We start from the raw sequence: 11,157 nt of genomic DNA, 5'->3' as shown, positions 1-11,157 counted from the left end.
GTGACTCGCCCGCCGGGGCGAAATCCCGGCTCCGGACTCAGAGGAGGGAGCAAGACCATGACCAATTCGAACGCGAGCCGCCCCGCGCCACGCGCCAACACCGGCTCGGCCCTGAAGAACTTCGTCAGCGACTCCGGCATGGCACTCCTGCAGCTGGAGCGGCGCTTCGACCCCTTCGTGCGCCCAGCCTTCGACGCGCTGCTGCGCGACCCGCTGGCGCGCCTGACCACGGCGCTGATCAACAGCCGCCGGCCGAATGAGGGCCTCGCGATCGCGCAAGAGAAACTGCTGCCCGGCGAGGAGCAGTTCGTCGACTCGATCGTGCGCAGCTTCACGCAGCAGATGCGCGACCTGTGGAAGCCCGGCGGCTACGAGCGCGGCGGCAACACCAAGACGCAGGGCATCGTGCGCGGCGAGTTCATCGTGCATGACGACATTCCTGTCCACATGAAAAGGGGCATCTACGCCAGGTCCCAGCGCTTCCGCGCCTGGGTGCGCTTCTCGGGCCCCGGGCCCTACATCACGCCGGACATCGAGGACGTGGGCTTCATGAGCATCAGCATCAAGCTCATGGGCGTGCCCGGCCCGAAGCTGATGGACGAGGAGCAGCACACGCTGGACATGTTCGGCGTCTCCACGCCCACCTTCGTCACGCCCGATGTCAAGGCCAACGCAGCGCTGCAGATCGAGAGCGTGAAGAACGCGCAGATCTTCTACTTCATCAACCTGCGCGAGTCGCATGTGCTCGACCTGGTCATGCAGTCGCTCTTCATCAAGACGCAGTCCAGCCCGCTCGAGGCGCCGTACTTCAGCTGCGTGCCGTACCTGCTGGGCGAAGGGCAGGCGATGCAGTATTCGATATGGCCGAAGTCGACGAAGCGCACGCCGATCCCGCGCCTGCCGCTGCGCCCGCCCGACGACTACCTGCGCCAGGCGATGGCCGCGACCCTGGGCAGGGAAGAGGTGGAGTTCGACATCCGCCTGCAGATGCAGACCGACCCGCACCGGATGCCGATAGAGAACGCGGGCGTGCTGTGGCCCGAGAAGCTGTCGCCGCGCGTCAGCGTGGCCACGCTGCGCATCCCGAGGCAGAGCTTCGATTCATCCGCGCAGATGGAATTCGCGAAGAAGCTGTCATACAACCCGTGGCACACCATTGCCGAGCACCGGCCGCTGGGCAACCAGAGCCGGGCGCGCAGAAGGATGTACTGGGAACTGTCGAAGCTGCGGCACGACATGAATGCGGTGCCGCATTACGAGCCGACGGGGGACGAGGTGTTCGAGTAGGCACGCACCCTCAGATGAGCCTGCGGATCGCCTTCTTGCGCCACACGAACCGGTAGTAGCTCGCCTGCAGCGTCAGCATCGCCGCAAAGGCCACCGGGTAGGACACCCAGATCCCGTTGAGCCCCATGCGATGGCTCAGCCACCACGCCACCGGCACCTCGATCAGCGCGATGCAGAAGATCGAGATCGAGGTCGGCACCAGCACCGAGCCGCTGGCGCGCATGATCCCCGACAGGGCCGCGCCCATGCCGAAGATGACCGTGCTCCACAGCATGATGTGCAGCAGCGTCTGCGCCACCTCGATCACCGGTTCGCTCGTGATGAAGAAGCCCATCAGCGGCCGCGAGAACAGGTAGCCCAGGAGCACCAGCCCGCCGGTCAGCACCAGGTTCATCATCAGCGCCGTGCGCGCGATGGCGCCCAGCCGCTGCACCTGGCCGGCGCCGATGGCCTGCGCACCCAGCACCGAGGCCGCGATGGCGATCGAGATGGCCGGGAACTGCACGTAGGCCACGACCTGGTTCACCGCACCGTAGGCCGCGGTGGCCTCCGAGCCGTAGGCATTGACGAAGGAGAGCAGGGCGAGCTCGGCCAGCGAGACCACGATCATCTGCACGCCGGTCGGCACGCCCACCTTGAGCACCGCCTTCAGCAGCGCAGGGCGCACGCGCAGGTGCCGCACGAAGCCGGCGTCGGGCGCCAGCGGGCTCTTCTTGCGCCGCAGGTGGAAGGCGAGCCACGTCGTCGCGACCACGAACGAGATCACCGTGGCCCAGGCGCCGCTGGCGACGCCCATCTGCGGCAGGCCGAACCAGCCGCGGATCAGCGCAGGCGTGATCACCAGCCCGAGCGTGGTCGAGATGATCAACGTATAGAGGGGCGCCATCGTGTCACCAACTCCGCGCAGCATCGCGGTGGAGAGCAGGAACACGAACAGCCCCGGCATCGCGATCAGGATGATGCGTGCATAGCTCGTGGCGTCGGCCAGGATGTCGGCCGGCGTGCCGAGCGCGGCGAGCATCGGCTGCGTGAAGGCGCCGCCGAAGACCGCGACGCACAGCCCGAACAGCACGCCCACCGTCAGCGTGGTGCCGGCCACGGCGCGCGCCTTCTCGGGCTCGCGCGCACCCCAGGCCTGGCCGATCAGCACCGAGGCGCCGGCGCCCAGGCCGATGGTGAAGGCGATGAAGAAGAACATCACCGGGAAGAAGCTGGACACCGCCGCCAGCGCGCCCACGCCGATCATCTGGCCCAGGTAGACGTTGTTGAGCGTGCCCGAGAGCGACTGCAGGATGTTGCTCAGGAGCATGGGCGCCAGGAAGATCAGGAAGGTCTTCCACAGCGGGCGCGAGGCCATGGCCGCGGCGCGGGGATTGGCCTTGGAGGCGATCTGTGCCGGCACCGGATCGGCCACTGTCGCCTGTGGGGAGGCGATCTGGCCGGCGTGTTCCATGTGCTCGGGCTCCATCGGCGGGGCAGGTGTTGCGCGGCTCATTGGCCGATCCACGCCGCGGCTGCCAGCCGCTGCAGGTACGTGCGTACGTCTCCAGGCCACGCGGCCACGAGCTCCGTGAAGCGCGTGCCCTCGCCGGCGAACAGCGCGCGCGCCGCCTCCTCGAAGCCCGGCAGGTCGCCCCCGATGGCGCTCATGAAGCGGTAGGCGGCTTCGCGCGAGGCGCGCTGCGCATCGCGGTTGGCATTCACGCGGCGCGCCTCGTCGATCAGCCGCCGCAGCGCTACCGAAGCGCCGCCGGGCTGGCGGCTGAGCCAGTCCCAATGGCGCGGCAGCAACGTGACTTCGCGTGCGACCACGCCGAGCTTGGGCCGGCCGACGCCGCGGGTGGCTTGCTCTTCGGCAGCGGGGCCTTCGGAGGCGGCGGAGGTGTCTTCGCGCAGGTCGAGATCGAGGCGCTCCCCGGTGGCGTCATCGAAGACGAAAACCGGTTCGGTCTCGGCGTGCAATCGAAGCCGGGCGATGACCTCGGCGCGGGAGCCGCCGGCGACGCGCTCGAAACCGGCGAAGGCGGTGAGGGTGGGATCGGGAACAGAGGACATGGGGCGAATAATACCCGGGCAAAACGCGTTCCGCGATCTACCCGGGTGAAAATTTCGCGCGAGTCCTCCCCTGGACCGCCCAAGCGCCCTGACGCCCGTCGTGAATTCGACAAGGGGCTGCTCCGATGCCGCCGATTGCTGCCCGGGCGGTCAGGCGCTGGCTGCCACCGGCCTCTCAGCGGTCAGGCCTTGCAGCAGCCAGAGATAGCTAAGGCAACACGCCAGCGCCAGAACCGCGAACACCGCGCGGTAGGCATCGACGACGCGCCAATGCGCTGCCTGGAGCCAGTCCAGGCCTGCGCCGACGGACCACTGGGTGGCGAAGACGCCGGCGAACAGCAGCAGGTTGAATGCCGAGATGGCGCGTCCGGCCTCGTGTGACGCAAAGGCCATGCCGACGGCAGGATGCGTGAGCGCCAGAACACTCGACAGCGCGCAGTAGATGGCAAATGCTTCCCAGCCCGCGCGAGGCCCGAACCAGGCGACGGCCGCGAGCGCGATGACGCCGAACGGCAAGCCGCACACGATGATGCGCTCGGCAGTCAACCCCGCCCGATGGAGACGCGGGTTGGCCACGCCCCAGAACCAGAACACGAAGAGCATCGTCAGGTTCATTGCGAACAGGCCGCGCGCAGCCTCTGCAGCGGAATAGCCAGCCACCGCAGTCATCCATGGGCCGGCCCACAGGGTCTGCACTGCCACCAGGACGCCGTAGTTGACGAACCCGACCCAGGCCATGCGGCGGAAGTAGCGATTCGCGAAGATCGGCGCATAGCTCGCGAACAGGCCGCTGCGCCGCGCGGGTGCCGGTGGGGTTTGCATGGCCGGCACTTGCCATGCCGTTCCGAGCACCGTCAGCGCAAAGAAGAGGGCGAGCACCAGGAACAGCGATCTCCAGCCGTAGAGCGGCAGGGCCCATTGCACCGGCAGCGTGGCGGTCAGGAGACCCAGGGATCCCACCATCAGCATCCATGCATTGGCGCTTTGTTGCTGGCTGCCGTGCAACCACAAGCGTGCTCCGGTGAGCGGCGCGATCAGGCACGCGCTCACGCCCACGCCGCAGATGAAGCGCGCCAGCAGCAAGGACACGAAACCTCCCGCCACCGCAAAGGCGATGCAGCTGAGCGCCGCCGCGGCCAGGGAGAGGCTCAACACGCGCCGGGGCCCGAAGCGGTCGAGCCACCTGCCCAGCGGCAACTGCAGCATCGCGAAGCCCAGGAAGTAGGCGCCGCCGAGCAGGCCGAGCTGGCTCGACGAGAGTGCGAACTCCTGGGTCAGTGCCGGCGCTAGTGTCGCGGTCACGCCGCGCACCAAGGATGAGAGGAAGTAGCCCAGTGCGAAGACGGCGAAGACGACAAGCGCCCGGCCGCTGGTCATCGGCGCCATCTTTCGTCAGCTCCAGAAGGTCAGCGGGTGCGAATCACCACGGAAGCCGAGAAAGCAGGACAGGGTCAGCCGGTCAGAGCCGGCGCCAGGCGCTACCGCGTGCAGCTTGCGTGCGTTGAAAAGAATCAGGTCGCCCGTTTGCGGCTTCACGACGATATCGGGCGCGCCCAGCGGCTCGATGTCCATGCCGTACTTGTCGCCGCGTCGACGCAGGAATTCCGCGTCCGTGATCTCGTCGCGCCACATCATGAGTTCGCCGCCGTGCTGCGGCACATTGACGTAGATGTTCACCGCCATCTGCATCAGCAGGTCGTTGGCCTCGGCGTCATGGGGCGCCAGCCGCGCGAAGAGATCGTGGTGCGCCAGCAGCGGTGCGCCGGGTCGCATGTTGCGTGACAGGCCGACGAACATCTTGCGTCCGGACAGGCTCTGAAGACTTGCGCCGGAGGGCCAGGCCTCGTCGACCGCACATCGAAAGACGTCGATGGGGCACTGGTAGGGCGAGCATGCATTGCGCAGGAGGCGGATGTTGGGGAGCGCGGTGGCGAAGTACTGGTCGATGACATCGGCCTTGCAGCCGGTCTCGAAGAAGGACATCCCGATACGACCGACGGCGGGCGCATTGAGATAGTCGTCGTATCCTTGGCGAAGCAGGCCGCGCGCGATCAGTTGGCACACGCCGGCCGATACGAAGCCGGGTATGCGCACAATCAGCGCTTCGCCACGCGTGAGGGCCTGCAGCGCCTGGTGGCTCAGTCCATCTCGGACCGTGAGCAGATCGCGGGGCCTTTTTTCGATAACGTTGGACATGGTGTCTCAGCTCCAGAAGCTCAGGGGATTGGATTCGCCGCGATAGCCGACGAAGCAGGACAACGCAAGGCGGCTGCGCCCGGTTCCGGGCGAAACGGCATGCATCTTTCGAGAGTTGAAGATCAGCAGGTCGCCCGGCGCGGGGCGAACCCTGACATCCGGCGGACCCAGTCGACCAATGGGAATGCCGTAGTCCTCGCCCCGCATCTTGTTGAACGTTGCGGGCGCAATCTCGTCCTTCCACATCAGCAGCGCACCACCGGCTCCGGGCATCTGGAGGTAGATGTTGGCGCCGAACTGCGCGCTCAGGCTGATGGCCTCGGGCTGTTCCGGGGCGTCTTCCGCGAAGATGTCGTGGTGTGCCAGGAAGGTGGTGCCGGGCTCGACATTGCGCGAGAGGCCGACGAACATCTTGCGGCCGCCCAGGGACTGCAGGCGCGCGCCGCGCGGCCAGATCTCGTCGAGCGTGCAGCGCAAGGTGTCGATCGGCGAGCAGAAGGGCGCGCAGGCGCGCCTGAAGTCGGAGAGATGCCGTGGCGCCGAGGCGAAGTAGCTGTCGATGAGCGCCGGCTTGCCTTCGGTTTCGTAGAACGCCATGCCGATGCGCCGCACGCTCGGGACGTTCAGGTAGGACGAATAGCCCAGGTGCTCGGCACGCTGGGCCAGCAGCGCGCAGGTGGTGGGGTCGACGAAGCCGCGTATGTGCAGCACCATGGCCGCGCCGCCGGCCAGCGCGACGAGGGCCTGTGCGCTGAGCTCGCCGCGTCTGGCCGACAGAACGAGCTTCGAGTCATGCTCATCATCGATGAACGTGTCCATGTGTGCGGTCTCCCTGATTGCCGTTGCCATGATGTTGCGAGGCCGTGAAGACTGACCTCGAGTGCGTCGAAGGCCGGCAGTTTGCGCTCGTCATCCCTGATTGAGAATGCGCACGCCAGGCGTGACACTGAGGAACAAATTTCTGCAATAGGGAGGATTGGCATGCTGGGAATGGAGTGGCTTTTGACATTCACCGAGACCGTCAAGCACGGCTCGTTCGCCGCCGCAGCGCGAGAGCTCGGGACGACACCCTCGACGGTCGCCAAGGCCGTGGGCCGGCTTGAATCGACGCTACGGCTGCGGCTTTTTCATCGCACAACGAGGCGCGTGACGCTGACCTCCGATGGCGAGCGGCTGTTCGACCGCTGCCAGCGGGTCATCGCCGAACTCGAGGAGCTTCAGGCCGAAGCCTTGGGCACGCTGACCAAGCCCTGCGGAACCTTGCGGGTGGACCTGCCGGTCGTGTTCGGTCGCGAGCGCGTGATGCCCGCCATCGTCCAGCTCGCAGCCAAGCACCCGGAGCTGCGGTTGGATGCGCGGCTGTCGGATGCCTTCGTCGATCTGGTCGAGGAGGGCGTGGATCTGGCAATCCGCATCGGCGCCATGTCGGATTCGCGCCTGGTGGCGAGGCGCATCGCGAGCCAGGATTGGGTCTTGTGCGCCGCGCCGGCCTACCTGAACGCCCATGGCCGCCCTGAGGATGTGTCGGCCCTGGCCGGACACCGGGCGATCCTGTTTCGCATGCCGACCAGCGGTCGCGATCAGGTCTGGCACTTTCGCGAAGGCCGCCGGCAGCGCGACTTTCGTGCCGCGGCCCAGTTCCGGTTCTCCGATGGCGAGGCCATGGCCCAGGCCGCCGAACTGGGGCTGGGTGTCGCGCAACTGCCCGACTACATGGTGAACCGCCAGTTGGCTGCCGGCACCTTGATCGAGCTCCTGCCGGACTGTCGGCCCCCCAGCACGCCGATCCACGCGGTGATGCCGGCCAACCGTATGGTGCCGGCGCGGGTACGGGCGATCCTGGATGAATTGACGCCGATGGCGTCCGCGTCGGCGCAGCGCCGGTGTGCGGCGTAGTGCGCGGCTGATCCGCCAGGCGCCGGAAGAGGGCATCGGGCGAAACAAGATCAGTTGCAGTGTGCGCGGGCGGGTCGTGCAAGACGATCCGCGCCCTATGGCAAACTTGCCCGCTTCGTTTTCTCTTCTTCTCGCCACCCGCAGGCGCCGCGCGGCGTCCGCAGCGAACCTCCCCCAGACATGCAGAAAATCATTCGCCAGCTCGCCGCCGAGATCAAGGTCGGCGAGCACCAGGTGAAGGCCGCCGTCGACCTGCTCGACGGGGGTGCCACCGTGCCCTTCATCGCCCGCTACCGCAAGGAGGCCACCGATGGACTCGACGATGTGCAGTTGCGAGAGCTGGAGGCACGCCTTGCCTACCTGCGCGAACTCGAGGAGCGCCGCGCAGCGGTGTTGAAGAGCATCGAGGAGCAGGGCAAGCTCACGCCCGAGCTGCGCGCCGCCATCGATGCCGCGCCCACCAAGCAGGAGCTGGAAGACCTCTACCTGCCCTACAAGCCCAAGCGCCGCACCAAGGGCCAGATGGCGCGCGAGGCGGGCATCGAGCCGCTGGCCGACAGGCTCTTCGCCGACCCGACGCTGAACCCGGCCGAGGAGGCCGCGGCCTTCGTCAAGCCCGCCGCCGACGGGCTGGATTTCTCGACCGTGCAGCTGGTGCTCGACGGCGTGCGCGACATCCTCTCCGAGCGCTGGGCCGAGGACGCGGTGCTGGTGCAGCGCCTGCGCGAATGGCTGTGGGCCGAAGGCCTGTTCAAGTCCAGCCTGATGGCGGGCAAGGACGAGAACAACGCCGACGTCGCCAAGTTCCGCGACTACTTCGACTACGACGAGCCCATCGGCCGTGTGCCGTCGCACCGGGCGCTGGCAGTGTTCCGCGGCCGGGCGCTGGACATCCTGGACGCCAAGCTGGTGCTGCCCATCGAGCCCGAACCGGGCAAGCCTTCGATCGCGGAAGGCAAGATCGCGCTGCACCTGGGCTGGAGCCATGCAGGCCGCGCGGCCGATGACCTGATCCGCAAGTGCGTGGCCTGGACCTGGCGCGTGAAGCTCTCGCTCTCCACCGAGCGCGACCTGTTCTCCCGCCTGCGCGAGGAGGCCGAGAAGGTCGCCATCAAGGTCTTCGCCGACAACCTGCGCGACCTGCTGCTGGCTGCACCGGCCGGGCAGCGCGTCGCGATGGGCCTGGACCCGGGCATCCGCACCGGCGTGAAGGTCGCGGTGGTCGATGCCACCGGCAAGCTGGTCGACACCGCCACCGTGTTCCCGCACGAACCGCGGCGCGACTGGGAAGGCTCGCTCCACACGCTCGGCAAGCTGTGTGCCAAGCACGGCGTCAACCTGATCGCGATCGGCAACGGCACCGCCAGCCGCGAAACCGACAAGCTGGCGGCGGACCTGATCAAGCTGCTGGCGAAGATGGCCGAGCAGGCCGGCACGCCGCCGCTGAAGGTCGAGAAGGTGGTGGTGAGCGAGGCGGGCGCCTCGGTCTATTCCGCCAGCGAGTTCGCCTCGCAGGAAATGCCTGACGTCGATGTCAGCCTTCGTGGCGCCGCCAGCATCGCGCGCCGCCTGCAGGATCCGCTGGCCGAGCTGGTGAAGATCGATCCCAAATCCATTGGCGTCGGCCAGTACCAGCACGACGTGAACCAGAGCGAGCTGGCCCGTACCTTGAATGCCGTGGTTGAAGATTGCGTGAACTCCGTGGGCGTGGACCTCAACACCGCGAGCGTGCCGCTGCTGTCGCGCGTCTCGGGCCTGTCCGCGGGCGTCGCGAAGGCGGTGGTGCGCTGGCGCGAGGCCAATGGCGCCTTCGCCACGCGCAAGCAGCTGCTGGAAGTCACAGGCTTCGGCGGCAAGACCTTCGAGCAGAGCGCGGGCTTCCTGCGCATCCGCGGCGGCACCAATCCGCTCGACATGACGGGGGTGCACCCCGAGACCTACCCGGTGGTAGAACAAATGATCGAGAAGACGGGCAAGTCCATCGATGCGCTGATGGGTCGTGCCGAGATGCTCAAGACCTTGAAGCCGGAGCTCTTCGCCAACGAGAAGTTCGGCGTCATCACGGTGAAGGACATCCTCGGCGAGCTCGAGAAGCCGGGCCGCGATCCGCGTCCGGACTTCAAGGTGGCGCGCTTCAACGACGGCGTCGAGGACATCAAGGACCTGGTCGAAGGCATGGTGCTCGAGGGCACGGTCAGCAACGTGGCCCAGTTCGGCGCCTTCGTCGACCTGGGCGTGCACCAGGACGGCCTGGTGCATGTGAGCCAGCTCTCGCACAAGTTCGTCAACGACGCGCGCGAGGTGGTGAAGACCGGCGACATCGTCAAGGTCAAGGTGATGGAAGTGGACGTGGCGCGCAAGCGCATCGGCCTGTCGATGAAGCTGGATGCGGCGCCCGGCCGCCGCGACGGCCCGCGCGAGAACCGCTTCGAAGGGGCGGGGCGCGGACAGCAAGGCGCGCGTCGCGACAACGCGCCGCAGCCCGCCGGCCAGATGGCCAGCGCCTTCGCGAAGCTGCAGGGCCTGCGCAAGCCCTAGGAACCTGATGGGAAGCCCGCAACCTGATCTTCGCCAGCCGGCCGATCGCGACGACGGCCTACCGGCGCGAACCGCCGCAACTGCCGCAGCGGCCGGCACTCGCGACCTGCACACGGACTACCTGAAGGCAGCCGCCATCGCCGGCGTGGTCGGCATTCACGCGGGGCTGCCCTTCGAGGATGTGTACCGCTTCGGCGTGCCGGTGTTCATCGGGCTGTGGGCCTACTACCTCGAGAAGGCGCTGGCACGCCGCGGGCCGGGGACGCACCTGGCCTACCTGGGCCAGCGCCTGGTCGAGCTGGGCGTGGCCTACATCGCCTGGACCCTGCTCTACATCGAGAAGTTCTACGACGGGCGCTGGGATGCCACGCCGCTGCACACCATCGTCGGCGGCTGGTTCGGAGGCTACGGCTGGTCGGGGCAGTACTACTTCGTCATCCTGTTCCAGCTCACGCTGCTTTTCCCGCTGTTGCGGCGATGGGTGGCCGAGGCGCCGACCCTGCCGGTGATCGCTGCCGGCGTGGCGCTGAACGTGGCCGCGGGCTACTGGCTGTTCGAGAACCGGTGGATCTCGGCGGTCGGCGACCGGCTCTTCATCTACTGGATTCCCTACGTGGCGATGGGCATCGCACTGGCCCGCGGCGAGGTCGGCCGCAGGCCGGGCCTGGGCATCGTCGGGGTGCTGCTGCTGCTCGCGGCGCCGATCGAGAGCCGGCTGTTCACCGAGCATTCGGCCTATCTGGCGCTGACCGTGACGCTCGCCTCCCTGTTGCTGCTGATGAGTGCCGTCGCAGCCGATCGCGGGCCGCCGCGGCAGCCTGGGGTGGCGGGCCGGGTGGTCGCCTTCATCGGCAGGAACACCTTCGCGATCTACGTGGCCAATGTCGCGATGCTGGAGGTCAGCAGGAGCACGGGCTTCACGGCCTTCGCCGTATCGCATGCGGGCCCCTGGGGCCTGCTCGCCGTGGTCGCCGCGACGATGCTCGGCGGCCTTGGCGTCGGCTGGCTGCTGCAGGTCCTCGGCCTCGGGGTGCTCGTGGGCAAGCGATGAAGGCCCTGCGCATCTACGCGGGCCCGGCGGCGCGCGCGCACATTGCCGCGAACGGGCTGGCGCCGCAGGATGTGCGCACCGTCCCGGGCGCGGCCGGCGGCCCGAAGGGGCTGATCCTCGGGCCGATCGACCAA

9 protein-coding genes and 1 pseudogene are annotated in these 11,157 nt (G+C 67.8%); 5 read left to right on the top strand and 5 right to left on the bottom strand.

From position 1 onward, the window contains the following. Positions 1 to 57 precede the first annotated feature (57 nt). The gene (locus APY03_RS29785) at positions 58 to 1,287 is read left to right on the top strand and encodes a hypothetical protein (protein ID WP_197913180.1); all 1,230 of its coding nucleotides are present in this window, start codon (positions 58 to 60) and stop codon (positions 1,285 to 1,287) included. A 10-nt stretch (positions 1,288 to 1,297) separates the two neighbouring features. Here APY03_RS29785 and APY03_RS29780 read toward each other — a convergent pair whose 3' ends face one another. The 5 genes from APY03_RS29780 to APY03_RS29760 all read right to left on the bottom strand — a co-directional run bounded on the left by APY03_RS29780 (position 1,298) and on the right by APY03_RS29760 (position 6,357). Then, positions 1,298 to 2,644: an MATE family efflux transporter gene (locus APY03_RS29780; protein ID WP_083944646.1), complete on the bottom strand. Its 1,347-nt coding sequence runs from the start codon at positions 2,642 to 2,644 to the stop codon at positions 1,298 to 1,300. A 134-nt stretch (positions 2,645 to 2,778) separates the two neighbouring features. Continuing rightward, on the bottom strand, positions 2,779 to 3,342 hold the full coding sequence (locus tag APY03_RS29775) for a DUF2239 family protein (protein WP_068682705.1): 564 nt from the start codon (positions 3,340 to 3,342) through the stop codon (positions 2,779 to 2,781). Between the two features lie 150 nt (positions 3,343 to 3,492). Then, positions 3,493 to 4,728 carry an MFS transporter gene (locus APY03_RS29770; RefSeq protein ID WP_068682703.1) on the bottom strand — a complete coding sequence of 412 codons (1,236 nt, stop codon included), beginning with the start codon at positions 4,726 to 4,728 and terminating at the stop codon, positions 3,493 to 3,495. Between the two features lie 6 nt (positions 4,729 to 4,734). Then, positions 4,735 to 5,538 carry a 2OG-Fe(II) oxygenase gene (locus APY03_RS29765; RefSeq protein WP_083944642.1) on the bottom strand — a complete coding sequence of 268 codons (804 nt, stop codon included), beginning with the start codon at positions 5,536 to 5,538 and terminating at the stop codon, positions 4,735 to 4,737. Positions 5,539 to 5,544: 6 nt separating this feature from the next. After that, positions 5,545 to 6,357 carry a 2OG-Fe(II) oxygenase gene (locus APY03_RS29760; RefSeq protein ID WP_083944641.1) on the bottom strand — a complete coding sequence of 271 codons (813 nt, stop codon included), beginning with the start codon at positions 6,355 to 6,357 and terminating at the stop codon, positions 5,545 to 5,547. Positions 6,358 to 6,519: 162 nt separating this feature from the next. Between APY03_RS29760 and APY03_RS29755 the strand changes: the two genes are divergently transcribed. From APY03_RS29755 to APY03_RS44770, 4 genes and pseudogenes are all read left to right on the top strand, one after another. Next, positions 6,520 to 7,434, top strand: a complete 915-nt coding sequence (locus APY03_RS29755) for a LysR family transcriptional regulator (RefSeq protein WP_068682701.1) — start codon at positions 6,520 to 6,522, stop codon at positions 7,432 to 7,434. 180 nt (positions 7,435 to 7,614) lie between these two features. Beyond that, positions 7,615 to 9,972: a Tex family protein gene (locus APY03_RS29750; protein WP_068682699.1), complete on the top strand. Its 2,358-nt coding sequence runs from the start codon at positions 7,615 to 7,617 to the stop codon at positions 9,970 to 9,972. Positions 9,973 to 9,979: 7 nt separating this feature from the next. Then, a complete protein-coding gene (locus APY03_RS29745; RefSeq protein WP_068682697.1) occupies positions 9,980 to 11,023 on the top strand; it encodes an acyltransferase family protein in 1,044 nt (347 codons plus the stop codon). Then, positions 11,020 to 11,157 (top strand): annotated as a pseudogene (locus APY03_RS44770) (phospholipase); the annotation flags it as partial. The gene APY03_RS29745 and the pseudogene APY03_RS44770, both read left to right, overlap by 4 nt.

Origin of the sequence: Variovorax sp. WDL1, assembly GCF_001541225.1 — a bacterium.
Taxonomy (GTDB): domain Bacteria; phylum Pseudomonadota; class Gammaproteobacteria; order Burkholderiales; family Burkholderiaceae_C; genus Variovorax.
This window is presented reverse-complemented; position numbering and strand designations above follow the sequence as displayed.